The sequence below is a fragment of the Hyphomonas sp. genome (assembly GCF_040882205.1).
In the GTDB taxonomy this organism is placed as follows: Bacteria; Pseudomonadota; Alphaproteobacteria; order Caulobacterales; family Hyphomonadaceae; genus Hyphomonas.
Genome location: NZ_JBBEBT010000012.1, coordinates 25,067 through 47,578, shown reverse-complemented (window position 1 = coordinate 47,578; position 22,512 = coordinate 25,067). Strand labels below are relative to the sequence as shown.

Here is a 22,512-nt window from a genome sequence, read left to right as displayed (position 1 = left end):
GATGAACCCAGCCTCAGGCTACCACCTTTCCTTCAATCTCGGCTATCCCAACGCTTTCGACCGCGCCAACGGGCGCACGGGCAGTTTCCTGATGGTGCATGGCAGCTGCGTCTCGATCGGCTGCTTTGCGATGACCGATGGCGTGATCGAGGAAATCTGGACACTGATGCAGGCGGCCTATGAAGAGGGGCAAACGTCCGTCGACGTGCATGTCTTCCCCTTCCCGATGACCCAGGAAAATCTGGCCGCTCAGCGGGGAAGCGAGCACCTGCCCTTCTGGTTGAGCCTTGCGCCGGCATGGACGCAGTTCGGGCAAACCGCCCGCGTGCCGCGTCTGGAAGTCTCGGGCAAGGCCTATCAGGTCCTGGGCGCCCAGTAGCGCGAGACCGGGGCGCCGCGGTAAAGCTCTTCGAGGCGGCGCAGGTTGCCGGCGGTGATGCCTTCCGGCGGGGACCGCGGATCGACCCAGGCGGTCTCGGCAATCTCGCCTGAGCTGGTGGCGCCGACCGGTTCCCAGCTGCCCCAGGGCACATGGTAGAGCAGGACGTGATCGTTCCGGAAATGGGTGTGGTTCGAGTAGAAGCCGAACACTTTCGGCTCGGCGGTAAGGCGGATGCCGCCTTCTTCGACGAGTTCGCGGCGCAGCGCCTCCAGCGCCGGCTCGCCATGCTCGACGCCGCCGCCCGGCATGAACCAGCCGGGCACATAGGTATGGCGCACCATGAAGACCTGGCCATCGGCATTCTCCACCGCCGCGCGCACGCCGAGCGTCATGGGGCGGCTGATCCGGAACCAGGCCTGGAAGGCGAGCGTACGCAACGTGGGCATGCGGGGCTTATCCGTGGACAAATTCGGCGGCGGTAAAGCCCTGGAAGAACAAAGCAGCGGTGAGATCCGTGTGCCGGATCGCGGCCCCCGCTTCGGCAGCAACAACCGGTTTGGCATAATAGGCAATACCGAGGCCCGCGGCCTTGATCATGTCGAGGTCATTTGCCCCGTCTCCGAGCGCGACGGCGTCCTGCGGGCCGGCGCCAAGAGCAGCGGCGGCGTCCAGAAGCGCGGTAAGCTTGGCGGCGCGGCCGAGGATAGGTTGTCCGACTTCGCCGGTGAGGGCGGCGCCGTCATCAATCAGAGTATTGCCCTGATCGGCATTGAACCCGGCGAGTTTTGCCACGCGCGAGGTGAAGAAGGTGAAGCCGCCGGAGACGAGCAGGGTCTGCGCGCCGTGCGCCTTCATCGTGGCGATCATGGTACGGGCGCCGGGGTTCAGTGTGATGCGCTCGCGCAGGGTGCGGTCCAGTTCGCCGAGTGGCAGGCCGCGCAGCATGGCGACGCGTGAGGTTAGCGCAGCCTCGAAATCGAGTTCGCCGCGCATGGCGCGTTCGGTGATTTCCGAGATCTGCGGCTTAAGACCGACGGCATCAGCCAGTTCGTCGATACACTCCTGTCCGATGATGGTGGAATCCATGTCGCAGATCAGCAGGCGTTTGCGGCCGAACCGCGCAGCCGGCATCACTGCGATATCGGCCTCAAGCTCCGCCTCGAGACGCGCGCGCAGGCCCGCCGGGGCAGCGTCGTCCGGCATGTTGAAGGGATAACAGCCGGCATAGACCGGGCCTGAGGCCGACAGCGACCGGCCTTCACCGGGCAGGCCGCCTTCGGCCTCGATGGCGCCGGCGAGGGCGCGCGCACCGGCAGGTCCGCCCGCGCGCGACGCAGCAATTACCACCCATGGGTTGGCCATCCGGGACTCCGCTTTCAGGCAGAGGTGTCTCTAGGTGGCTTTCCTCGCGGCGGGCAAGACCCTAGGTGTGGTGGATGCATCCTGCGATCCTGATCCACGGTCCCACGGCCAGCGGCAAGTCCGCCCTCGCGATAGAAGTCGCCCGCCGTCTCGGCGGCGAAGTGATCAATGCCGATTCCATGCAGGTCTACGACGAGGTGCAGGTCTTATCGGCCCGGCCGAGCGAAGAAGAGATGGCCGGCGTGGCGCACCACCTGTTCGGCTATGTCGATCCCGGCACCCGCTATTCGACCGGCGAATGGCTGGAAGCGGCCAGGGCTGTGATCAAGAAGCTGCAGCGCCAGAACAAGCGCGCGGTGTTCGTGGGCGGCACCGGGCTCTACCTGCTGGCGCTGACGCAAGGCCTGTCCGACATTCCGCCAGTGCCTGAGGAAATCCGCGCCGAGGTGCGCACAATCAGCGAGACGCAAGGCGCTGAAGGCCTGCGCGCCCGGCTGCTGCCGCATGACCCGGAGCTTGCCGAGCGGCTGGGCACCGGCGACCGCCAGCGACTTTCCCGGGCCTATGAGGTGTGGCTTGCCACGGGCCGATCGCTGGCCGATTTCCAGACCGAGCGCCAGCCGCCTGTGCTGCAGCCGGGAGAATGGACAGGGTTTGCCCTCACCCCTCCCCGGGGCGCGCTCTACAAGAAGATCGACCGGCGCTTCGAGGGCATGCTGATGCAGGGCGCCATGAACGAGGCCCGCGCGCTGGTGGCGCGGGGGCTCGATCCGGAACTACCGGTGATGAAAGCCTGCGGGATGCCCTGGCTGACGGCTTTCGCGCGCGGCGAGATGAGCCCCGAGGAGGCCGCCGAAAACGCCAAGCGCGACACCCGGCGCTATGCAAAAAGGCAATTCACCTGGATCGGACGTCAGTTTCCGTTCTGGACCCGCATACCTTCACCCGAGATGGGAGATCGTTTGAGGGTCATTTTTGCCCTTTACAGGGAGATTGACAGGGCTCAGGCGGAAGATTATGCCTGAGCACACCAGATCGAGGAAACGCCACTTGCGCAAAATGACCGTAGTAGAGCTTCGGCGCCCGTAGCTGCCTGTCCTGACAGGCGGTTGCGGGTGCGCGCAAAAAAGGGCTTCCTCTCGGAGGCCCTTTTTTGTTTGGCCGATGACCGATCCAAACCTTTCTTCCAACCCTCCCAGACCCCCGAGCCCGCTCCATGACGATCAAGACCAAGGCCAAGCCCGCCACCGCCGCTGCCGATACAGCCGGACCCCGGATCATGACCGGGGCGCAGATCGTCGTGGAAGCGCTGCGCGAACAGGGCGTATCGGTAATGTTCGGCTATCCGGGCGGGGCGGTCCTGCCGATCTATGATGCCCTCTACGGGCAGGACGCGATCCGCCACATCCTGGTGCGCCATGAACAGGGCGCGGGCCATGCCGCCGAGGGCTATGCCCGCTCGACCGGCAAGTGCGGCGTTGCGCTGGTGACCTCCGGCCCCGGCGCAACCAACATGGTGACCCCGATCACCGACGCGCTGATGGATTCCATCCCGATGGTGGTGATCACCGGCCAGGTGCCGACGCACCTGATCGGCACCGATGCCTTCCAGGAATGCGACACGACCGGCATCACGCGCAGCTGCGCCAAGCACAACTATCTCGTCACCGACGTGAACCAGCTTGCGCGGATCGTGCACGAGGCTTTCTATGTGGCGACATCCGGGCGCCCGGGTCCTGTGGTCATTGATATTCCGAAGGACATCCAGTTCGCGACCGGTCCCTATACCGGCAAGGCCGGTGTGACAAAGCCGACCTATGTGCCCCAGCGCACACCGAGGAAAGACGCGGTCAAGGCGGCGGCCGAGCTGATGACCGAGGCCTCGCGCCCGATCCTCTATACCGGCGGCGGCGTAATCAATTCCGGGCCGGAAGCCTCCGCCAAACTGCGCGAGTTGCAGGAGCTGACCGGTTTCCCGGTAACCTCGACACTGATGGGACTGGGCGCTTTCCCCGCCTCGCATCCGGACTGGCTGGGCATGGTGGGCATGCATGGCAGCTACGAAGCCAACAATGCGATGCACGACTGCGACCTGATGATCTGCGTCGGCGCGCGGTTCGATGACCGCGTGACCGGCCGTGTCGACCTGTTCTCGCCGAAATCCAAGAAGATCCACATCGATATCGACGCCTCCTCGATCAACAAGATCGTGCGGGTGGACGTCCCGATCGTGGCTGACTGCGCCGAAGCGCTGGACGCGCTGATCACCGAGATCAAGGCACTGAAGCGCAAGCTGCCGGACCTCGGCGCCTGGCGGGGCCAGATCGACGGCTGGCGGGAGCGCCGCTGCTTTGCCTACAAAAACTCCGACGCGGTGATCAAACCGCAATACGCGGTGGAGCGGCTCTATGCACTGACCAAGGACTGCAAGACCTTCATCACCACCGAAGTCGGCCAGCACCAGATGTGGGCCGCCCAGTTCTATCATTTCGAGGAGCCGAACCGCTGGATGACTTCGGGCGGCCTCGGAACGATGGGTTATGGCCTGCCGGCCGCCGTAGGCGTGCAGGCGGCGCATCCGGACGCGCTGGTGATCGACATTGCAGGCGAAGCCTCGATCCAGATGATGATGCAGGAGCTGTCCACGGCCGTGCAGCACAAGCTGCCGGTGAAGGTATTCATCCTCAACAATGAATGGATGGGCATGGTGCGCCAGTGGCAGGAATTGCTGCACGGCGAGCGCTATTCGCACTCCTATTCCGAAAGCCTGCCGGACTTCGTGATGCTGGCCAAGGCGCTCGGAGGGCACGGCATCCGCTGCGACAAGCCGGAGGATCTGGACGCGAAAATCCTTGAAATGATTGACCATCCGGGCCCGGTTCTGTTCGACTGCCGGGTCGAGCGGGCCGAAAACTGCCTGCCGATGATCCCGTCGGGTTCTGCGCACAACCAGATGATTCTCGGCGAGATAACAGGTAACGAAATAGGCGAGGCCGGACGCAAGCTGGTCTGAGGGATACGAGGCGCAAAGCCGGTTAAGTGCGGGGACGGTGATGGATATGACGAAATTGCTCTCGTTCGGGCAAAGTAATGGCGACGGGATCATCGCGGTCTTGTCCGCAGGCGTCGCGGTCATCAGCGCCCTGATCGCGCGGGGCGAGACCCGCCGACAGCGCAAGCTGCAGACAGAACGCCTGCGCCAGAGCATCGATGCGGCCAGCATCGACTGGGGCAATGCCGCGATCGACACGCTGGCCCGCGCCGCCATGTTTGCCCGCACCCGCCAGCTGCAGGCCAATGATGGCAGCTTCCTTGCCAACAAGGCGAACCTGTTGGTAGCCCTTTCCACGCTGGTCGACCGCGGCCGGTTGTTCTTCCCGAACCTTAACCCGGACAAGAAAGGCGCCGAGAAGGAAGGCGCCTATCGCGGCCAACGCCCGCCGGTGCTGGACGCGCTGATGTGGACCTATCACGAGTTGGAAGCGCTGACCCGCGAAGGCGGCCCGAGCTGCGACGACAGCGCCGCCTATATCGACGAGTGCCGCCGCCTGCTGGTGTCCGAGCTGCAATCCTACCTCGACCCGCGCCGCAAGGACGAAGTGGTCGAGCGCTATGACGACCAGGACGATGACGACCGGAAAGACGCCATCACCAAGTCGCAGGCGCTGAAGACCAGGCTTGAAACCCGCCGGCCCGGTGTCGCTTCCGGCGCTGCAGCGACACCGAACCAGAGGCTGCAATGAACGACCAGACGACCCCCGCAGGCGGCAGCGGACCGAAATCCGCGTACTTCCTCTCGCATGCCGATGAGGCGGTTGAGCGGCGCACGCTGGCGGTGCTGGTCGACAACGAGCCGGGCGTCCTGGCGCGCGTTGTCGGGCTCTTCTCGGGGCGGGGCTATAACATTGATTCCCTTACCGTGGCCGAAGTCGATGCCAGCCAGCACCGCTCCCGCATCACGATCGTCACGCAGGGCACGCCGCACATTCTTGAGCAGATCGAGGCGCAGCTGCTGCGCATCGTGCCGGTGGCGGAAGTCATCGATATCACCAACTCGAAGAGCGGCATCGAGCGCGAGCTGGCGCTCGTGAAAGTGGCAGGGGTCGGGGAAAAGCGCGTCGAGGCGCTGCGCATCGCTGAGATTTTCCGGGCACATGTGATAGACACAACCAACGAGAGCTTCATTTTCGAGGTCACAGGCGCCTGCGAAAAGCTGACCCAGTTTGTCGACCTGATGCGCCCGCTGGGCCTGGTCGAAGTCAGCCGGACCGGTGTCCTGTCGATCAAACGCGGGAAGGAGAAGGGATGATCACCTCTCTCTGGCGCGCCTGTCTGGTGGGCCTTGCCGTTGCCGCCTCGCCGCTTGCGGCGGGCGCCGAGACGAAGGACTGCACAGGAGGTCTCTCGGACGCCGCGCGCATGAGCTGCGATCTTGAACGCGCCGGCAGGATCCGTGACCGCGCCCGGAATATCTATGACGTGCAGTTCGACGCCCAGATCGAGATCATAGACACCGCTTCGCCGAGCGGCGCCGCCTATCTCTACAATGTGCTGAGCGAAGGCACGCAGCTGCGCCTTGATGCGCGCTCGGTGCCCGACGGGCGCGGCCCGCGCTGCCGCCTGCAGGCGGCGATTGCAGGCGACACCGCCAATGCCATTGCTGCACTGCTGATCAAGGCGGCCGACGCCGCTGTGCCGGACTATGGCGCGCGCGAGGACGTCAAGGTCAATGCCGACGGCTCGCGCAGCGTACGCCTCGTCATCGACAGTCATGACATCATCACGCGTGCCCGGACAGCGTCCGGCGATCGGGCCTTTTCGCGGCACTCAGGATCGGACGATCCGGTGACCCAACTCAACAATCTCGTCATCGGCGTCGCCAATGTCAGCCCCGATTGGGTCTGCAGCGCCTCCTGACGTATCCCTTCAATCGCCAATCCCCCTACCCCTTAGCGGAGCTTCCGAACGCACATGAAAATCTACTACGAACAAGACGCCGACATCTCGCTCATCCAGAAGAAGAAGGTCGCGGTCGTCGGCTATGGCAGCCAGGGCCATGCGCATGCGCTGAACCTCAAGGATTCCGGCGTCAAAGAGATCAAGGTCGCCCTGCAGGAAGGCTCGGCCTCGCGCAAGAAAGCCACTGAAGCCGGCCTTGAAGTGGTGACGCCCGCCGAAGCCGCGAAATGGGCCGACGTGCTGATGATCCTCGTGCCGGACGAGAAACAGGCCGTGATGTTCGCCAACGAGATCGAGCCGCACCTTCGCAAGGGCCAGCACCTGATGTTCGGTCACGGCTTCAACATTCACTACAACCTGATCCGTCCGCGTGCAGACATTGACGTCTCGCTCTCGGCGCCGAAAGGCCCTGGCCACACGCTCCGTAACCAGTACCAGATGGGCTTCGGCCTGCCGGGTCTGATTGCCATTCACCAGGATGCGACCGGCACGGCCCAGTCTGTCGCCCTCTCCTACTCGAAAGCCATCGGCAACACCCGCGCTGGCGTGATCGAAACCTCTTTCCGTGAAGAGACCGAAACCGACCTCTTCGGCGAACAGGCTGTTCTGTGCGGCGGTATCGTCGAGCTGATCAAGGCTGGCTACGAAACGTTGGTCGAAGCAGGCTATGCCCCGGAGATGGCCTATTTCGAATGCCTCCACGAGACCAAACTGATCGTAGACCTGATCTATGAAGGCGGCATCGCCAACATGAACTACTCGATCTCGAACACGGCCGAGTACGGCGAGTATGTCACCGGACCGCGCATCGTGAACTCGGCAACGAAAGCAGAAATGAAGAAGGTTCTCGAAGACATCCAGAACGGCACGTTTGCCCGCAACTGGGTTCTGGAAAACCAGGCCGGCGCGCCGGGCTTCCACGCGATGCGACAGCGAATGGCGTCGCACAGCATCGAGGAAGTCGGCGAGAAACTGCGCTCCATGATGCACTGGGCGAAGAATGACCGCCTCGTGGACAAGAGCCGCAACTAGTATGGCGCAGCCCTTCCTGGAGGGCTTCAGCCACCGTCCCGCGACCGGGGCGGACACGGACGAAATCGCCGCGCTGATGGACGCCGCAATCGGCGAACTTCAGCGCGGTTTCTTGTCGCCCGAGCAGATCACCGTCGCCCGCAGCATCATGGGGCTCGACCGGCAGCTGATTGCCGACAGCACTTATTTCATCGTGCACGAAACCGCGAGCGGACGCCTCGCCGCCAGTGGTGGCTGGAGCCGCCGGGCGACCCTCTATGGCGGCGACCATTCCACCGCGCAGCGCAACGCCGCCCTGCTGCGCATGGGCGCGGACGCTGCCCGCATCCGCGCGATGTATACGCATCCGGATTTCACCCGGCGCGGCCTGGGGCGCTATGTCTTGTCCGTCTGCGAACAGGCCGCGCACACGGCCGGGTTCACCCATGTCGAACTGATGGCGACGCTCGCGGGCGAGCCGCTCTACCGCGCCTGCGGCTACAGCGAGATCGAGCGCATCATCAGCGCCTCGACAGGCGGCATCGACGTGCCAGGTCTCAGGATGGGCAAGGTGATCTGAACCCGCGGTGTCAATGCGCGCGGGCGCACGCGCACCCGGTCAGATAGTCCCGCGCTTCATGGCCGATGTGCCATTCGCCGGGAATGAGCGTCTGCCCGGAATGCGTGACCTCGAAATCCTGAACGTCCTCGATGGACTTCAGGAGAACGTCCATGGACGCAACAGCGAACATGATCATCCCCAGATCATCCGAAGAGAAGAACGGAGCGTGGAAGGCCTTTACGGCCTGCGTCTCACCCGGCTGGATCAGGCTGACTTTGATGTGCCTGATCTTTTTTGCCTCGGGGATTTCCGCGCCGAAGAAGGCGAGGAAGGCGCCCGGCTGATCGCCCGCCCAGTCCATCAGCGCAGCGCAGCGCCGCCCCGAGGGCGACACGGACGTTGCGAAGCAGACATCGCTGCTGGCTTTGCTGGCTTCAGGACAGCGCCAGTAACCTGCCTTCAGCTTGCGATAGACCGGATCCTTCATCCGCTCTTCCTCGCGCCACAGTTGCGCTTTCACTCAGGCTTGCGCCATCGCCTGCAACGCTTCGGTCGAGGGATACCCCGCGCGGCGCAAGCTCGCTGTAATCGCCGCCACCTTCGTCTTCCGGTCCGTCAGGTTCGTCGATCGGCCCCATCGGCGCGCAGCCAAGCCAGCAGGCCCCCCGCGCTGGCCGGCGCGGGAAGCGCAAGGCTGATCAGGAAAAGTCCGGGGAAAGCGGAACTGGAAAGGACGAAGCGGGACAGGTGCGATCCTGACTGAAAGCTGGGCCGGTGCATGACAGGCGCCCGGACAGGCTTTTTTTGCACGCACCCCAACCCGGCGCCATAGCCTCGGGCAGCGGCGGGCAAGGCGCTCACTCCGCCGCGCGGTTGAGGTCCACCGGGCCGGCAACGCCCGCCACCTTGCCCTTCATCGAATACTGCCAGATCGCGTAGGGTCCTTGCGGCCGCCCGCCCAGCGAGCGGATCCAGAGGGGATGCGCGTCGAAGCCCTCCCCGGCCAGCCATTAGGCATGGAAGGCGGGTGTCGTGTAGATCACCGGCACGGCGCCGTACTCGGTTTCGACCGCGGCGAGGAAAGTGCGCAGCTCTGCCAGCGTCGCCGTCCGGTCCCCCCGCGCCCTGCAATTATGGGCATGCTCAAGGTCGACGGCCGGCGGCAGCGTACCGGTCCGCACCTCGACCTGGCGGATGAAATTCGCCGCCTGTGACGCCCCGTCCCGGCAGAGGAGGTAGAAGTGGTAGGCGCCCGTCTGCCAGCCGAGGCGGGTGGCGGATGTCCAGTTCTCCTGGAAGCGGGCGTCTATATGATCGGTGCCTTCGGTGGCTTTCAGGTAGACGAATTCCAGCGGCTCGGTGCCAAGGCGCGCCCAGTCTACTGGTCCGTTATGGTGCGACAGGTCTATGCCTTCGGCGCCCGGCCGCGGCATTGCGGAGGAATGTGAAGCGGCCGGTTCGCCGGTGCGCGCGCCGCAGGCAGCCAGTACCGCAATTCCTGCCAGAAGCAGGGGCATCCGCACAATTCTTGCAAGCATCCGGCTGGAACCCTTCTTCTTTCGTTAACAATAGGTTAACCTGCCGAACAGGGCGCAATAAAGGAACCGCGTCATGGCTGCACCCACTCCCAAAGCTGACCTTCCAGCCAAACCCGCCAGGTCCGGGCTCGGCAATGCGATAGCGGCCGGCGGAAAACTCGAAGGCAAGTTTTACTTCGCCGGCCCGGTGATCATCGGCGCGCACATTCGCGGTGACATCGAGTCCGATGATCTGATCCTCGTCGAAGCCAGCGGCCGCATCGAAGGCCGCATCCGCGCGGCGACCCTCATCGTGCACGGCGCCGTCAGCGGCGACATCGAGGCGAGCAAGAGCCTCGAAATATGCAGCGGCGGACGTCTCGAAGGCGTTGCCTTTTCCCCGTCAATGAAAGTCGAAGAACGCACCCTCGTCAGCGCCGACCTGCTGATCGCGCCGCAGCGCACAGCCGCGCACATCAACAAGGCCGCCTCTGTGCCCGACCTTTCGAATGTCGCGCCGCTTTCGCCGGCGCGCGCAGATACGCCGGCCGCCGATAACGGCGCACCAAAAGCTGCTGCCCTCTGATCAGTTATTGCGCAGGTCGCGCAGCCGTTCGAACGGGTTTTCCGTCGGATCAAACACGCCCAGTTCGCGCATCCGTGTGCACGCCCACTCATACTCGCGGTCGCAGGCCTTGGTCAGCGCGTCAGTGCCGGCCAGCACATCCTTGCGCCCGCCCGTGCCGGTGTAGGCCATGTTGCCATAGGCCGCGCAGCCGCTGACATCACCATAGTCGCAGGCCTTCTGGTAGAGCGCCCGGCCCTCGGTCTTGTTCTCGGCCATGCCCCGGCCCTGAACCGTCAGATAAGCAAGGCCCGAACAACCCCGGCCATCCTTGCCATCGCACATTATCTTGTAGGCTTTCGCGGCCGCTTTCAGGTCCTGCGGCCCGCCAATGCCCGTGCGTTGCATGTCGGCCAGCTTGAAACATCCCTCCAGATCGCCCGCCGTGCAGGCGGACGAGGCGGCTACCCGGTCAGCCTTCTGCCTGGCGATGCGCGATTCGGCCTGTTCCAGCGCAATCTCGGCCTGTGTCCGCTCGACCTGCCCGAACTGGGCAGCGGCGGGAAAGGCAAGAACGCCGCTCAGGAGGACGGCGCCCAGCATCGTTCGGATGTCCATGATCGGCTCTCCATCCTTTGGGCGAAGCATAACCGCAGATTTAGGCATCGCCGCGGCAAGCTTCCAGAAATTACAGTAGCCCCTCACCTGCGGCAGCGCTAACCTCCATCGCAGCAGGAAAACAGAGGGACGCAAACACCATGGCCGTAGCGGATCAGGTGCCGGTGGGATCCGGCTTTCACGCCAAGAGTACGGCTAGCGAAGTCCTCGCGGGCATCGACCTCTCGGGCAGGAACATCATCGTCACCGGCGGCTATTCCGGCATCGGACTGGAAACGGTCCGGGCGCTGGCCGGCGCCGGGGCGCGCGTCACCGTTCCGGCGCGCCGCGCGGATGTTGCCGCCGAGACCCTCGCCGGTGTCGCAGGCGAGATCGAGATTGCCGCGATGGACCTTGGCGATACCGCCAGCGTGCGCCGCTTTGCCGACCAGTACCTGGAAACCGGCCGCGCCCTGCACATCCTGATCAACAATGCCGGTGTCATGGCAACGCCCTTTGGCCGCGTCGGCAACGGCTGGGAAACCCAGTTCGGCACCAACCATCTCGGCCATATGGCGCTTGCCCTGAAACTTGCGCCTGCCCTGCAAGCTGCGGAGGGCGCGCGCGTGGTGGCCCTCTCCTCCACCGGCCATGTCCGCTCGGACGTGATCTGGGACGACCCCAACTATGAGACGCGGGCCTATGACAAATGGGAAGCCTATGGCCAGGCGAAATCCGCCAATGCCCTCTTCGCGCTCGGCGTGGACATGCTGGGCCGCGATGTCGGCGTGCGGGCTTTCTCGGTCCACCCCGGCGGCATCTTCACGCCGCTGCAGCGCCACCTGCCGGAAGAGGAAATGGTCGCCCTCGGCTGGAAGGCGCCCGATGGAACCATCCCGCCGATGGTGCAGGCGATGTTCAAGACCCCCGAACAGGGCGCCTCGACCACTGTCTGGGCGGCGACCGCCCCGAAGCTCGCCGGCAAGGGCGGGGTATATTGCGAGAATTGCGACATCGCCCAGCTTGCAACGCCCGAGAGCCAGCGCTGGGAGCATGCGCGCGAATGGATTGCCGACGATGCCCGCGCCGAGAAACTCTGGGCCATGAGCGAGAAGATGCTGGCGCAGGCCTGACAATCGATCTGCCGGGCCGAGATTGACGCCGCCGCGCGCCTGTCGCACCTGATCGCCCCATGACGCGCGAGACGACCGCCCCAGTGCCTGCCAACAGGCGCGCCATCTATATCGGGGCCGGGCTCCTGGCACTGGTGCTGGGCGTGTTCGCCCTCGGCAAGCTTGGCCTCGTGCCGAGACTTGGCGATGTCGAAGTCTGGCTCGATAGCCTCGCAGACAGCCCCTGGGGCCTGCCGGCGGTGATCGCCGTATTCTGCGTCGCGGCTTTCATCGGCGTGCCGCAGTTTGCCCTGCTGGCCGCCTCGATTGCTGTATTCGGGCCGGTGATGGGCGCGGTCTACAGCTGGATTGCCAACATGGTGTCCGGCGCACTGACCTTCTGGATCGGCCGGGCGGGGGGCGAGGCGGCCGTGCGCCGCTATGCCGGCCCGCGCGCGCAGAAGCTGTCAGCCCTGATCGGCCGCAACGCCCTGATCGCCAGCGCCCTCGTGCGCAGCGTTCCGGCGGGCCCCTTTCTGATCGTCAACATGGTGTTCGGCGCCAGCGCCGCGAAATTCCGGGACTACTGGATCGGCATGGGCCTCGGCATCTTGCCGAAGATCCTGCTGGTTGCCGCGGGGTGGCAGACCGTGGTTGAGGCCTATAAAGGCAACCCCCTTACGGCCACTCTGTTCGGCGGGGCCGCCCTTACGCTGTACCTGGGGGCGGCGTTTTTCGTGGTCCGCCGGGCCCGGCGCGCCTGGCAAGATGTTCCCGCAGTGACCCCTCAGGAGATTGACACTGGGCAGAAACGCGGCGATTAAAGCCCTCATGCGCAAACTCTTGCCCCTTCTCCGTCTGCTTACCGGCCCCTGGCCGGAGCCGGTCGCCTCAACCTGAGGGGCGCACGCGCGGCCAGGGGATGTTCACACACCTTCCTCCCCTTCCCCCCCAGATCCCATCGCAGAGCCGCCATCCCATGACCTCGAAATCCACCGCGAAGCCCGCGAACAAACCCCGCGTCTTCATCTTTGACACGACCATGCGCGACGGGGAGCAATCGCCCGGCGCCTCCATGACGCACAATGAAAAGCTCGAACTCGGAAACCTGCTCGAGGAGATGGGCGTAGACATCATCGAAGCGGGCTTTCCGGCTGCGTCGGAAGGCGATTTTCTGGCCGTCAGCGCCATTGCCGCCCAGTCGAAGCGCGCCGTGATCTGCGGCCTCGCCCGCTCCACGCCCGCTGACATCGAGCGCTGCGGCGAAGCCGTCCGCAAGGCCGCCCGCCCGCGCATCCACACCTTCATCTCCACCAGCCCCGTGCACATGAAACACAAGCTGAAGATGGGCCCGAACGCCGTGCTGGAAGCGGTCGGCCGCTCGGTCAGCCAGGCCCGCAATCTCGTCGACGATGTGGAATGGAGCGCGGAAGACGCAACCCGCACCGAGTTTGATTTCCTCTGCAAGTGTATCGACGCGGCGATTGCGTCGGGCGCCACGACCATCAATGTTCCCGATACGGTCGGCTATTCCCACCCGGACGAATACGGCGCACTGATCCGCAGGCTGATCGAAACCATCCCGAACTCGGACAAGGTCATTTGGTCCACGCACTGCCATAACGACCTCGGCCTCGCGGTGGCCAACTCGCTGGCCGGCATGTCGAACGGCGCCCGCCAGATCGAGTGCACGATCAACGGCCTTGGCGAGCGCGCCGGCAATGCGGCCCTTGAAGAGATCGTGATGGCGATGAAGGTGCGCGGCGACACGCTGCCCTACGAAACGGGCATCGACACGCGCTACCTGGCACGCGCCTCCGGCATGGTCAGCCGCATTACCGGTTTCCCGGTGCAGTATAACAAGGCCATCGTCGGCAAGAACGCTTTCGCGCACGAGAGCGGCATCCACCAGGACGGCATGCTGAAGAATTCCGAGACCTACGAGATCATGAAACCGGAAGAAGTCGGGGTCGCGAAGACCTCGCTGGTCATGGGCAAGCTCTCGGGCCGCAACGCCTTCCGCGACAAGCTGGAATCGATGGGCTACTTCATCGAGGGCGAGGCGCTGAACGATGCATTCAAGCGCTTCAAGGATCTCGCCGACCGCAAGAAACACGTCTTCGATGATGACATCATTGCGCTGGTGGACGAGCAACTTGCCGCCGAAGGCGAGCGCATCGCGTTCAAGCGCCTGCGCGTTGTCGCCGGCACGGATGGTCCGCAGACGGCGGAAATCGATCTCGTAGTGGACGGCGAAGAAAAGTACGCCATCGCGCGCGGCAATGGCCCGGTCGACGCTGTGTTCAACGCCATCCGCCAGATCGTGCCGCACCAGGCTGTGCTGGAACTCTATCAGGTGCATGCCGTGACCGGCGGGACTGACGCGCAGGCGACGGTCTCTGTGCGCCTCAACGGCGACGCCATCATGGCGACGGGCCGCTCGTCAGACCCCGATACGCTGGTGGCAAGTGCGAAGGCCTATCTCCACGCGCTCAACAAGTTCGAAGTGCGCAAGGCCAAGCGGAAAGCCGCTTAGCCGTCGTTCTCGCCGAAGCCGTCATCAATCAGGCGGGCAATGGCGCTGACCGCCTCGTCCGCCTGCGCCCCCCTGCCCTTGATCTCGACGACGCAGCCCGTGTGCGCGACCAGCATCAGCAGGTCCATGATCGAACGGGCATCGGCCGTTTCGGATTCGTGCGTGACGAAAACCTGCGCATCGAACTCGCCGGCAAGCCTGGCAAGTTTGGCGGAGGCGCGGGCGTGAAGCCCCTTGCGATTGACGATGGTGGCGCGCCGCAGGGCGGGAAAGGCGTCAGACATCAGTAGGTCGGCAGCTTCGCAAGGATGTCGGACGCGATGGTGATATACTTGCGGCCACCCTCGGCGGCGTCCTGCGCGGATTCCTCAAGCGTCAGGCTGTCGCGCATCTGGGCCAGCTTGATCAGCATCGGGAGGTTTGCACCTGAGACAATTTCCATGCGCGCCCGGCTGCGCAGCGACAGGACGAGGTTCGAGGGCGTGCCGCCAAACATGTCGGTCAGCACGATCACGCCGCGGCCCGCATCGCAGGCTTTCACCGCTTCGAGGATCGCTTCACGCTTCAGGTCGAGGTCTTCGTCGGCATCGATGGAGACGGCACGCGTCCGCCACAGCCGCCCGACCACGTGTTCCGCGGCCGCCACGAGCTCGTGCGCAAGTTTGCCATGGCTGACGACAACAATGCCGATCATGTGCCTTCGGAACGCTCGGTTTCACTTAACAGAACCGTCACGTTGGCACGATGCTGCGGCGCGTCAAGGCGCATTCAGCCGAGGTGCCAGCGGTTTCCTCAACCGGTGTGGCCGAGACCCAACACATCGTTCATGTCGTAAAGTCCGGGCGGCTGGCGCGCGGCCCACTCTGCGGCCTGCACGGCGCCATCGGCAAATACTGTCCGGTCGAGCGCCATGTGCGAAAGGCGCAGCACCTCGCGCGGCGCCCCGAACATCACTTCGTGTTCACCGTAAATACCTCCGCCCCGGCGCACCGCCATGCCGATCTCGCCATCCTTTCGCGCCGCTTCCGGGCCGAGATACGGCTTTGCCAGAAGGTCGCCCAGCGTGCGCCCGCGACCCGCCGCGGCGGCCTCTCCCAGCATCACCGCAGTACCCGACGGTGCATCCACTTTCAGCCGGTGATGGCTCTCCAGAATCTCGATGTCCCAGTCCGCGCCGAGACGCGATGCCGCAAGGCGCGTGAGCGCCTGCAATACATTGATGCCCACCGAGAAATTGCCCGCCTTGACGATGGCAAAGCGCGCCGATGCGGCCTGGATCACGATCTCCTGATCCGGTGCAAAGCCCGTCGTGCCGATGACGACCGCGCGCACCGGCGTCGTGCGCAGCGCGCCGAGCGCCGACAATGTCGCCTCGGGCCGGGTGAAATCGATCCATACATCGGCGTCGGCGGCGGCTTCCTGAACGTCCGGCGACGGCCAGACGCCCACGGCGCGGCGGCCCGCCAGCGTGCCCGCGTCCTCGTCGAACACGCCCGCCTGCGCCACTTCGCTCGCCCCGGCCAGCACCAATCCCCGGTCGATCACCATCGCGGCGAGCTGGCGCCCCATGCGCCCCGCCACACCCGCCACGGCGACCTTCAGCGCCTCACTGGACTTCGTCATTGCGCACTTCCTTTTCGCGCCGCTCTTTCAGTTCATCCGAAAAGGCGCTGGCAAAAACACCGGCCGGTAAGGCCACGACCCCGATACCCGCAATCGCGATGATCGCGGAGAAGAAACGCCCGAGCGGCGTCACCGGATAGACATCCCCATAGCCCACTGTCGTCAGCGTGGCGACCGCCCACCAGATGGCGCGCGGGATGGACGCAAATTCCTCCTGATGTTGCCCGCCAATGCCTTCCACGAAATAGAGGAGCACCGCGGACACATAGACCAGCGTCAGCGCCACCGCGAGACTGGTCAGGAGCTGCGAGGACGACCGGCGCAGCGCCGCGCCCAGTGCATCAAACGCCGGAATGAAGCGCGCAATCTTCACCAGACGCGCCAGCCGCAGCACGCGCAGCACGAGGAGCGAGCCGCCGCCTCCCGCCAGCATCACCACCAGTTCCGGCAGGAAGGCCATCAGGTCCGCAAGCGAGTAGAAACGTGTCGCATATCTGAGCCGGCCGCCGAAGCCCTGGTACTCCGGATCGACCCCCGCCACCCAGAGGCGCGCCAGGTATTCAGCCGCGAAGACGATCACGACCGTGACATTGAACACCGCAAACAGGCGCGCCCAAGCGGGCTGTCCATTCAAGGTCGGCTCGGTCTCAAGCGCAAGCAACAGGAAAGACAGCAGCACAAGGCCGACAATGACCTGGTTGAGCAGTGAAATGCCGGATGCGCGCGCCTCCGGCACCAGTTGCCGATAGAGCCAAGCCTTCATCCCCTTCGCGCCCCCGCCTGAACCTGCTAGCCGCGCAACAGGCCGCCGGTTCCTTTTGCCACGGAAGCGATGATCCGGTCCATGATCGCCTGGATCTGGTCATCCTTCAGCGCCTCGCGCGGCTGGATCGTCACTTCGAACGCGACCGACTTCTTGCCTTCCGGCACGCCCTGCCCCTGGTAGACGTCGAACACGTCCACCTTCGATACAAGCTGCTTTTCGGCGCCCTGCGCGTGTTTCACGAGCTCGCCGGCCGCCACCGAAGCGTCCACCACAAAGGCAAGGTCGCGCCGGATCGGCGTCAGGTCCGCGCGCTCCAGTACGGGCTTGGTCTTGGTCGACTTTGCCTTCATCACCGGCAGTGCGTTGAGGTTCAGTTCGAAGGCATAGACCGGGCCGTCCACATCCAGCGCCTTGAGCACGCCGGGGTGCAGCGCGCCGAAGTTGGCGACCGTCATCTTCGGGCCGAGCTTGAGGCTGGCCGACTGGCCGGGATGCCAATGGGGCTGCGTCGCCGCGCCGATCTGGAACTTGTCCGCCGACTGACCAAGCGCGCCGAGCAGTGCGAAAAGGTCTGCCTTGGCCGCGAAGGCGTCATAGTGCTGCGGCGCGCCCTGCCAGTGGCGCTGCGCCGAAGGCTGCGCGAGCGCCGCAATCACGGTGCGCTGATCCTTCGGGCCGTCGCCAAGGTAGATAGGCCCGGCTTCAAACAGGCGAATGCTGCGCTCACCGCGATTGGCGGCGCGCTGCGCGGCCTGCGCGAGATTCGCGAGCGCGGTGGAGCGCATATAGTTGAGTTCGCTGGCGACCGGATTTGCCACCGTCAGCGCCTCGTCGATCTTGCCGAAGAGGCCGGCATGTTCCTTCGCCATAAAGCTCCAGGTCACAGCTTCGAGGAAGCCGCGCGCCGCCATCGACCGGCGCGCGATGGAAACGCGCGACTGGCGCGTGGAGGCTACGCCCTGCTTCATGCCCTCGGTCATCGGCAGGGAGCGCGTCGGCAGCTGGTCATAACCAATGAGCCGCGCGATCTCCTCCACAATGTCCGCAGACCGATCAATGTCGAACCGGTGCGAGGGAGGCAGCAGGTACCAGGCGTCGCCCGCATCCTCGATGTCGATCTCGAGATCCTTCAGGATGCGTTTCATCTCGGCGGGCTTCACCACGAGCCCGGTCAGGCGCTCGACATCGCCGTGATAAAAGGTGACCTTCTGGATACGCGCAGAAATACTACCCACCACACGGGCCTTGGTCGCCGTACCGCCGCCATACTCGAGGATCAGCGCGAGGGCGAGGTTCAGCCCGTCGAGGCAGCTCTGCGGATCGACACCGCGCTCGAACCGGTAGCGGGCATCCGAATGGATACCGGTCACGCGGCCAGTGCGCGCGGTACGCAGCGGATCGAACCAGGCGCTCTCGATGAAGACATCCGTCGTCCCGGCGGAGACGCAGGTCGAGACGCCGCCCATCACGCCGCCAAGGCCGATGACGCCCGAGGCGTCCGCAATCACGCACATGTCTTGCGTGACCGGGTAGGTTTTGCCGTCCAGCGCCTCGAGGCTTTCGCCTTTCCTGCCGAGCCGGGCCACCACCGCGCCGGAGAGCTTCGCCGCGTCATACACATGCAGCGGCCGCGCGCGGTCGAGCGAGACATAGTTGGTGATATCGACCAGCAGCGAACGCGGCTGCAGGCCAGCCGCCCTCAGTCGCGTCTGCATCCAGTCCGGGGACGGACCATTGGTGACGCCGCGCACCAGAGCGCCCGCGAAGACCGGGCACGCTTCGGGCGCGTCCAGCTTGATTTCCACCGGGCAATCGCCGCTGCCGGAAACCTTCTTCGCATCATTGCGCAGGAAACGGCCCGCGCCAGCGGCGGCGAGATCGCGCGCAATGCCCTGCACGCCCAGCCAGTCCGGCCGATTCGGCGTCACTTCGAAATCGATCACCGCGTCGCCTGCGCCGAGCGCATCGGCCGCCGGCGTGCCGACCGAGAAGTCACCCTCGAGATCGATGATGCCGTCATGGTCATCGCCCGTCTCGAGTTCGCGCGAGGAGCACATCATGCCATGGCTCTCGACGCCGCGAATGGCGCGCGGCTTCTTGTCGAGCGCCATGTTCAGTCCGGGAATCCATGTGCCCAGCGGCGCATAGATCGCCGTCATCCCGGCGCGTGCATTTGGCGCGCCACAGACGATCTGCTTGACGCCGTCGATCGTGTCGACCTTGCACACACGCAACTTGTCTGCCTGCGGATGAGGCTCAGCTTCCAGCACCCTGCACACCGAGAAGGGCGCCAGCGCCTTCTTCGGATCGGTGACATGCTCGACCTCAAGGCCCGCCTTGCCCATGAAACCGAGGATATCATCGAGCGAAGCCTTGGTGACGAGGTGATCGTTCAGCCAGGAAAGAGTGAACTTCATCAGCTGAGCCCTCCGCTCACGGACGGCGTGAGCCAGGGCGAGAATCCGTAATGGCGGGTCCATTGCGGGTCGGCTTCGAAATAGGGGCGCAGGTCCGGCATGCCATATTTGAGCATGGCGAGGCGGTCGACGCCCATGCCGAAGGCGAAGCCCTGATGGACCGCCGGATCAAGCCCGCAATTGCGCAGCACGTTCGGGTGCACCATACCGCAGCCGAGCACTTCCAGCCAGTCAGTGCCCTTGCCCACTTCGACAACACCGCCGGAGCGCTGGCATTGCACGTCCATCTCGGCCGAAGGCTCCGTAAACGGAAAGAAATGCGGCCGGAAACGCGCGGTCACATTCTCCACTTCGAAGAAGGCCTTGACGAAATCGACAAGGCAGCCCTTGAGGTGGCCCATATGTATGCCCTCCTCGATGACGAGCCCCTCGACCTGATGGAACATCGGCGTGTGCGTCGCGTCCCAGTCATTGCGGAACACCCGGCCCGGCACGAGAATCCGGATCGGCGGCTTCTCGCTCATCATGGTGCGAACCTGCACCGGACTCGTATGTGTTCGGAGCACTTTCGGCAACGCGTTTTCGCCGGGCTTCAGGAAGAAGGTGTCATGCGTCTCGCGCGCCGGGTGGCCTTCGGGGAAGTTCAGCGCCGTGAAATTGTGCCAGTCGTCCTCGATGTCCGGGCCTTCCGCCACGCGGAAACCCATATCGCCGAAGATTGCTGCGATTTCCTCGAACACCTGCATCACCGGATGCAGTGCACCTTCGCCGGCCGACGGCGAGGCCGGCAGCGTCAGGTCGACCGTTTCGCGCTTCAGCTGCGCTTCGAGCGCCACCGCTTCCAGCGCGCCCTTACGCGCGCGCAGGGCGTCTTCGATGCGAACCTTGAGCGCGTTGAGGGCCGGCCCCTTTTCCTTGCGCTCCTCCGGCGCCATCGCGCCGAGCGTGCCCATCAGGCCGGAGACCCGGCCCTTCTTGCCGAGTTCGGCGACGCGCACGGCGTCCAGCGCGTCAAGGCTGGCGGCGCCCTGAATGGCTGCCAGCGCTTCCTGCTCGATGGATATAATGTCGGACAAAGTGACAACCCTTCCGGAAAACCAAGCGCGCTGTTTAGCGGCCTCTGGGGCCCGCGCCAACCCGCTAGAATCGGGCTCAGCCGGGCTCGTAATGGCGCAGGCAAGCAAAGAAAGTCTCAAAGTGCTTCCACCAGGTCACCGCACCGCGGCTGCCGTCGGGGCTGAAACGGTCGAAATCGGTATACCCGACCCTCGGGGCGCCCGGCTGATTATAATCCAGGAACAGGGTTTCCCGGTACCATTGGGCCAGCACGATCATCGCCTTTGCACCCGGCGGGAACTGGTTTGCGTCCTCTGGAGCGTCCGGGTCGGCATAGTCGCACACCGTGTCCCACACCGTGCGCAGGCTCTCGGCCGGCACGAGGTCGTTATAGCCCCCGAAGGGCAGGATCACGTGGGCATACCGGGCTGGCTCGGGGTGTTGCGGCAATGGAATGCAGACAGGCGCCACCGTGCCGCCGTTCTGCTGGCGATAAAGCGCGATCAGCAGGTCCGGCAGGGCTCGGCCCAGACGGGCTTCGGCGCGGGTTATGTCGTCCTCACTGAGACCTTCGGTGAGCGCCGAGTAGGCGTCCGCCCAGGCCGCCGCCTCATGCTCGGTGGCTGACACCGTATCCGCCGGCGCCGTGAAGAAAGATTGCAGCGACACCCGCTCCTGCAGCAGGCGCAGGTCGTTGCGGAATACCTCGCCGGCGTCCTCATCCCTGCCGGTCATCCAGGCCGGAAAACAGGCCGGAAAACAGGCCGGGAAACAGGCCGAGGGCTTGCCTTCGAGCCGGTCGATGTAAATGCCGAGCAGCGAAGCGACCGCGCCCACCGCCAAGGACCAGATCGCATCGCCCGGCGCGACCGGGGCGACCCTGACGCCGCTGCTGATCAGCGCGCTGAAGCCGAAGCCGATCAGGTAGAGCGCCGAAACCAGCAGCAATTGTACGCCGAAATCCGCGGCGAGCTGCAGCCAGTAAAGCCGCAGGCCCCCTGTATTGCGGGCATGGCGCCAGGTCCGCAGCTGGCCGCACAGGTAGGCGGACGCGACGCCGGTGGCCAGGAAAGGCAGTATCCAGGGTGAGCGTTGAACGAAGCCAGCAGCCAGCGCGAACACCACCAGACTGACGCCCAGGGCGATGCGCAACGCTCCGCTCGACTTCGACACGCTCATTAAGAAAGCCTCCCGCGACACGAGGGTCAGAGGGAGGCTTAATTCAGGCCTTGGCGAAGTGCCAGCGGCGCGGATCAGATTACGCGCGGGCAGCCTTCTTGCGGGCGCTGCGGGCTTTCTTGGTATTACCAAAAATGCCGATATTGGCGCGCTTGGAGAGGTTCGCGGTCCATTTGGAGTTACGGCGCTTCACGCGCGGTTTCTTGCTCGGGTGCAGGACGCTGCTGGGGGACTTGCTCATCTGTCGGTTTCCTTAAGCGAGGGCAGCTTTGGCCTGGGACACGAGGGCGCCGAACGCCTCCGGTTCCCGGACAGCGAGATCGGCCATGACCTTGCGGTCAACTTCAATGCCGGCCTTGGTCAAGCCATTGATAAAGCTGGAATATGTGAGCTCTTCGTCATGGATTCTTACGGCGGCGTTGATGCGTTGGATCCAGAGGGAGCGGAACTGGCGCTTTTTGACCTTTCGGCCAACGTAGGCGTACTCGCCGGCTTTCCAGACGGCGGCGACGGCGTTGGTGAAAGTATTCTTGCGGCGGTTGCGGAAACCCTTTGCCTGCTTCAGGATTTTCTTATGGCGGGCGTGGGCGGGTACTTTGGCGCGTGAGCGGGGCATGGATGCCTCCTGTCAATTCGTGTTCAAGATCAATGGGATAGAAGACTACAGGCCGTAAGGCAGGTACTTCTTGACGCGGGCTTCGTCCGCCTTCGCACCGACGGAGGTGCCGCGGTTCTGACGGATGTATTTCGAGTTATGGCTGATCAGGCGGTGGCGTTTGCCGGCCACACCATGCTTCAGCTTGCCTGTCGCGGTGATCTTGAACCGCTTTGCAGCGGCCTTCTTGGTCTTCATCTTCGGCATGTTTTT

General features: G+C 64.7%; 26 protein-coding genes and 1 pseudogene. 12 read left to right on the top strand and 15 right to left on the bottom strand.

Features of this window, described 5'->3' with window-relative positions; genetic code table 11:
- A pseudogene (locus WEA77_RS00915) lies at nucleotides 1–379 on the top strand (2-dehydro-3-deoxyphosphooctonate aldolase); the annotation flags it as partial.
- Here the strand turns inward: WEA77_RS00915 and WEA77_RS00910 are convergent.
- Together WEA77_RS00910 and serB are read right to left on the bottom strand one after the other, a co-directional pair.
- A complete protein-coding gene (locus WEA77_RS00910) occupies nucleotides 358–828 on the bottom strand; it encodes an NUDIX domain-containing protein (protein WP_368065995.1) in 471 nt (156 codons plus the stop codon). The pseudogene WEA77_RS00915 and the gene WEA77_RS00910 sit on opposite strands and share 22 nt — an antisense overlap.
- Nucleotides 829–835: 7 nt before the next feature.
- A complete protein-coding gene (serB, locus tag WEA77_RS00905; protein WP_368065994.1) occupies nucleotides 836–1,744 on the bottom strand; it encodes a phosphoserine phosphatase SerB in 909 nt (302 codons plus the stop codon).
- 74 nt (nucleotides 1,745–1,818) lie between these two features.
- Here serB and miaA point away from each other — a divergent pair, with 74 nt between their 5' ends.
- The 7 genes from miaA (at nucleotide 1,819) to WEA77_RS00870 (ending at nucleotide 8,294) form a co-directional block, all read left to right on the top strand.
- Entirely contained in the window at nucleotides 1,819–2,769 is a 951-nt protein-coding gene (miaA, locus tag WEA77_RS00900) for a tRNA (adenosine(37)-N6)-dimethylallyltransferase MiaA (RefSeq protein WP_368065993.1), read from the top strand.
- A gap of 191 nt (nucleotides 2,770–2,960) precedes the next feature.
- On the top strand, nucleotides 2,961–4,757 hold the full coding sequence (locus tag WEA77_RS00895) for an acetolactate synthase 3 large subunit (RefSeq protein WP_368065992.1): 1,797 nt from the start codon (nucleotides 2,961–2,963) through the stop codon (nucleotides 4,755–4,757).
- Between the two features lie 46 nt (nucleotides 4,758–4,803).
- A complete protein-coding gene (locus tag WEA77_RS00890) occupies nucleotides 4,804–5,487 on the top strand; it encodes a hypothetical protein (RefSeq protein WP_368065991.1) in 684 nt (227 codons plus the stop codon).
- Nucleotides 5,484–6,053 carry an acetolactate synthase small subunit gene (gene ilvN, locus WEA77_RS00885; protein ID WP_368065990.1) on the top strand — a complete coding sequence of 190 codons (570 nt, stop codon included), beginning with the start codon at nucleotides 5,484–5,486 and terminating at the stop codon, nucleotides 6,051–6,053. The genes WEA77_RS00890 and ilvN overlap by 4 nt, the downstream gene beginning before the upstream one ends.
- Nucleotides 6,050–6,661 carry a hypothetical protein gene (locus WEA77_RS00880; protein ID WP_368065989.1) on the top strand — a complete coding sequence of 204 codons (612 nt, stop codon included), beginning with the start codon at nucleotides 6,050–6,052 and terminating at the stop codon, nucleotides 6,659–6,661. Before ilvN ends, WEA77_RS00880 begins: the two co-directional genes overlap by 4 nt.
- A 54-nt stretch (nucleotides 6,662–6,715) precedes the next feature.
- Nucleotides 6,716–7,735, top strand: a complete 1,020-nt coding sequence (gene ilvC / locus WEA77_RS00875) for a ketol-acid reductoisomerase (protein WP_368065988.1) — start codon at nucleotides 6,716–6,718, stop codon at nucleotides 7,733–7,735.
- Between the two features lies 1 nt (nucleotide 7,736).
- Complete coding sequence (locus WEA77_RS00870) at nucleotides 7,737–8,294, top strand: GNAT family N-acetyltransferase (RefSeq protein WP_368065987.1); 558 nt, start codon at nucleotides 7,737–7,739, stop codon at nucleotides 8,292–8,294.
- A gap of 10 nt (nucleotides 8,295–8,304) precedes the next feature.
- On the opposite strand, the gene WEA77_RS00865 is transcribed toward WEA77_RS00870, so the two are convergent.
- Together WEA77_RS00865 and WEA77_RS00860 are read right to left on the bottom strand one after the other, a co-directional pair.
- Entirely contained in the window at nucleotides 8,305–8,796 is a 492-nt protein-coding gene (locus tag WEA77_RS00865) for a hypothetical protein (RefSeq protein ID WP_368065986.1), read from the bottom strand.
- A gap of 490 nt (nucleotides 8,797–9,286) precedes the next feature.
- Nucleotides 9,287–9,793, bottom strand: coding sequence for a GH25 family lysozyme (locus WEA77_RS00860; RefSeq protein WP_368065985.1), 507 nt, complete (start codon nucleotides 9,791–9,793; stop codon nucleotides 9,287–9,289).
- A 94-nt stretch (nucleotides 9,794–9,887) separates the two neighbouring features.
- On the opposite strand from WEA77_RS00860, the gene WEA77_RS00855 reads away from it, so the two are divergent.
- Nucleotides 9,888–10,379, top strand: a complete 492-nt coding sequence (locus tag WEA77_RS00855; protein WP_368065984.1) for a polymer-forming cytoskeletal protein — start codon at nucleotides 9,888–9,890, stop codon at nucleotides 10,377–10,379.
- On the opposite strand, the gene WEA77_RS00850 is transcribed toward WEA77_RS00855, so the two are convergent.
- Entirely contained in the window at nucleotides 10,380–10,976 is a 597-nt protein-coding gene (locus WEA77_RS00850; protein ID WP_368065983.1) for a tetratricopeptide repeat protein, read from the bottom strand.
- 140 nt (nucleotides 10,977–11,116) lie between these two features.
- Here WEA77_RS00850 and WEA77_RS00845 point away from each other — a divergent pair, with 140 nt between their 5' ends.
- The 3 genes from WEA77_RS00845 to WEA77_RS00835 all read left to right on the top strand — a co-directional run bounded on the left by WEA77_RS00845 (nucleotide 11,117) and on the right by WEA77_RS00835 (nucleotide 14,603).
- Nucleotides 11,117–12,088, top strand: coding sequence for an oxidoreductase (locus tag WEA77_RS00845; protein ID WP_368065982.1), 972 nt, complete (start codon nucleotides 11,117–11,119; stop codon nucleotides 12,086–12,088).
- A 59-nt stretch (nucleotides 12,089–12,147) separates the two neighbouring features.
- The gene (locus WEA77_RS00840) at nucleotides 12,148–12,891 is read left to right on the top strand and encodes a TVP38/TMEM64 family protein (RefSeq protein ID WP_368065981.1); all 744 of its coding nucleotides are present in this window, start codon (nucleotides 12,148–12,150) and stop codon (nucleotides 12,889–12,891) included.
- A 155-nt stretch (nucleotides 12,892–13,046) separates the two neighbouring features.
- Nucleotides 13,047–14,603, top strand: coding sequence for a 2-isopropylmalate synthase (locus tag WEA77_RS00835; RefSeq protein ID WP_368065980.1), 1,557 nt, complete (start codon nucleotides 13,047–13,049; stop codon nucleotides 14,601–14,603).
- On the opposite strand, the gene WEA77_RS00830 is transcribed toward WEA77_RS00835, so the two are convergent.
- The 10 genes from WEA77_RS00830 to rpmI all read right to left on the bottom strand — a co-directional run bounded on the left by WEA77_RS00830 (nucleotide 14,600) and on the right by rpmI (nucleotide 22,506).
- Nucleotides 14,600–14,887, bottom strand: coding sequence for an HPr family phosphocarrier protein (locus WEA77_RS00830; protein ID WP_368065979.1), 288 nt, complete (start codon nucleotides 14,885–14,887; stop codon nucleotides 14,600–14,602). The two genes, WEA77_RS00835 and WEA77_RS00830, sit on opposite strands and share 4 nt — an antisense overlap.
- Nucleotides 14,887–15,297 (bottom strand): PTS sugar transporter subunit IIA, encoded by a 411-nt coding sequence (locus WEA77_RS00825; RefSeq protein WP_368065978.1) that lies wholly within the window; start codon nucleotides 15,295–15,297, stop codon nucleotides 14,887–14,889. The genes WEA77_RS00830 and WEA77_RS00825 overlap by 1 nt, the downstream gene beginning before the upstream one ends.
- Nucleotides 15,298–15,395: 98 nt before the next feature.
- Nucleotides 15,396–16,226 carry a 4-hydroxy-tetrahydrodipicolinate reductase gene (gene dapB / locus WEA77_RS00820; protein ID WP_368065977.1) on the bottom strand — a complete coding sequence of 277 codons (831 nt, stop codon included), beginning with the start codon at nucleotides 16,224–16,226 and terminating at the stop codon, nucleotides 15,396–15,398.
- Nucleotides 16,210–16,989, bottom strand: a complete 780-nt coding sequence (locus WEA77_RS00815; protein ID WP_368065976.1) for an ion transporter — start codon at nucleotides 16,987–16,989, stop codon at nucleotides 16,210–16,212. The genes dapB and WEA77_RS00815 overlap by 17 nt, the downstream gene beginning before the upstream one ends.
- Nucleotides 16,990–17,015: 26 nt before the next feature.
- The gene (pheT, locus tag WEA77_RS00810) at nucleotides 17,016–19,409 is read right to left on the bottom strand and encodes a phenylalanine--tRNA ligase subunit beta (protein ID WP_368065975.1); all 2,394 of its coding nucleotides are present in this window, start codon (nucleotides 19,407–19,409) and stop codon (nucleotides 17,016–17,018) included.
- Complete coding sequence (gene pheS, locus WEA77_RS00805; protein WP_368065974.1) at nucleotides 19,409–20,485, bottom strand: phenylalanine--tRNA ligase subunit alpha; 1,077 nt, start codon at nucleotides 20,483–20,485, stop codon at nucleotides 19,409–19,411. The genes pheT and pheS overlap by 1 nt, the downstream gene beginning before the upstream one ends.
- A 76-nt stretch (nucleotides 20,486–20,561) precedes the next feature.
- Nucleotides 20,562–21,644 carry an SMI1/KNR4 family protein gene (locus tag WEA77_RS00800; protein WP_368065973.1) on the bottom strand — a complete coding sequence of 361 codons (1,083 nt, stop codon included), beginning with the start codon at nucleotides 21,642–21,644 and terminating at the stop codon, nucleotides 20,562–20,564.
- Between the two features lie 79 nt (nucleotides 21,645–21,723).
- Nucleotides 21,724–21,885, bottom strand: coding sequence for a hypothetical protein (locus WEA77_RS00795; RefSeq protein ID WP_368065972.1), 162 nt, complete (start codon nucleotides 21,883–21,885; stop codon nucleotides 21,724–21,726).
- Between the two features lie 12 nt (nucleotides 21,886–21,897).
- On the bottom strand, nucleotides 21,898–22,260 hold the full coding sequence (rplT, locus tag WEA77_RS00790) for a 50S ribosomal protein L20 (protein WP_368065971.1): 363 nt from the start codon (nucleotides 22,258–22,260) through the stop codon (nucleotides 21,898–21,900).
- A gap of 45 nt (nucleotides 22,261–22,305) precedes the next feature.
- Nucleotides 22,306–22,506 carry a 50S ribosomal protein L35 gene (gene rpmI, locus WEA77_RS00785; RefSeq protein WP_220985917.1) on the bottom strand — a complete coding sequence of 67 codons (201 nt, stop codon included), beginning with the start codon at nucleotides 22,504–22,506 and terminating at the stop codon, nucleotides 22,306–22,308.
- Nucleotides 22,507–22,512: the final 6 nt, after the last annotated feature.

Coding starts and splice junctions, on each gene's coding strand:
- WEA77_RS00910 (WP_368065995.1), bottom strand. CDS start 828: ATGCCCACGTTGCGTACGCTCGCCTTCCAGGCCTGGTTCCGGATCAGC.
- serB (WP_368065994.1), bottom strand. CDS start 1,744: ATGGCCAACCCATGGGTGGTAATTGCTGCGTCGCGCGCGGGCGGACCT.
- miaA (WP_368065993.1), top strand. CDS start 1,819: ATGCATCCTGCGATCCTGATCCACGGTCCCACGGCCAGCGGCAAGTCC.
- WEA77_RS00895 (WP_368065992.1), top strand. CDS start 2,961: ATGACGATCAAGACCAAGGCCAAGCCCGCCACCGCCGCTGCCGATACA.
- WEA77_RS00890 (WP_368065991.1), top strand. CDS start 4,804: ATGACGAAATTGCTCTCGTTCGGGCAAAGTAATGGCGACGGGATCATC.
- ilvN (WP_368065990.1), top strand. CDS start 5,484: ATGAACGACCAGACGACCCCCGCAGGCGGCAGCGGACCGAAATCCGCG.
- WEA77_RS00880 (WP_368065989.1), top strand. CDS start 6,050: ATGATCACCTCTCTCTGGCGCGCCTGTCTGGTGGGCCTTGCCGTTGCC.
- ilvC (WP_368065988.1), top strand. CDS start 6,716: ATGAAAATCTACTACGAACAAGACGCCGACATCTCGCTCATCCAGAAG.
- WEA77_RS00870 (WP_368065987.1), top strand. CDS start 7,737: ATGGCGCAGCCCTTCCTGGAGGGCTTCAGCCACCGTCCCGCGACCGGG.
- WEA77_RS00860 (WP_368065985.1), bottom strand. CDS start 9,793: ATGCCCCTGCTTCTGGCAGGAATTGCGGTACTGGCTGCCTGCGGCGCG.
- WEA77_RS00855 (WP_368065984.1), top strand. CDS start 9,888: ATGGCTGCACCCACTCCCAAAGCTGACCTTCCAGCCAAACCCGCCAGG.
- WEA77_RS00850 (WP_368065983.1), bottom strand. CDS start 10,976: ATGGACATCCGAACGATGCTGGGCGCCGTCCTCCTGAGCGGCGTTCTT.
- WEA77_RS00845 (WP_368065982.1), top strand. CDS start 11,117: ATGGCCGTAGCGGATCAGGTGCCGGTGGGATCCGGCTTTCACGCCAAG.
- WEA77_RS00840 (WP_368065981.1), top strand. CDS start 12,148: ATGACGCGCGAGACGACCGCCCCAGTGCCTGCCAACAGGCGCGCCATC.
- WEA77_RS00835 (WP_368065980.1), top strand. CDS start 13,047: ATGACCTCGAAATCCACCGCGAAGCCCGCGAACAAACCCCGCGTCTTC.
- WEA77_RS00830 (WP_368065979.1), bottom strand. CDS start 14,887: ATGTCTGACGCCTTTCCCGCCCTGCGGCGCGCCACCATCGTCAATCGC.
- WEA77_RS00825 (WP_368065978.1), bottom strand. CDS start 15,297: ATGATCGGCATTGTTGTCGTCAGCCATGGCAAACTTGCGCACGAGCTC.
- dapB (WP_368065977.1), bottom strand. CDS start 16,226: ATGACGAAGTCCAGTGAGGCGCTGAAGGTCGCCGTGGCGGGTGTGGCG.
- WEA77_RS00815 (WP_368065976.1), bottom strand. CDS start 16,989: ATGAAGGCTTGGCTCTATCGGCAACTGGTGCCGGAGGCGCGCGCATCC.
- pheT (WP_368065975.1), bottom strand. CDS start 19,409: ATGAAGTTCACTCTTTCCTGGCTGAACGATCACCTCGTCACCAAGGCT.
- WEA77_RS00800 (WP_368065973.1), bottom strand. CDS start 21,644: ATGAGCGTGTCGAAGTCGAGCGGAGCGTTGCGCATCGCCCTGGGCGTC.
- WEA77_RS00795 (WP_368065972.1), bottom strand. CDS start 21,885: ATGAGCAAGTCCCCCAGCAGCGTCCTGCACCCGAGCAAGAAACCGCGC.
- rplT (WP_368065971.1), bottom strand. CDS start 22,260: ATGCCCCGCTCACGCGCCAAAGTACCCGCCCACGCCCGCCATAAGAAA.
- rpmI (WP_220985917.1), bottom strand. CDS start 22,506: ATGCCGAAGATGAAGACCAAGAAGGCCGCTGCAAAGCGGTTCAAGATC.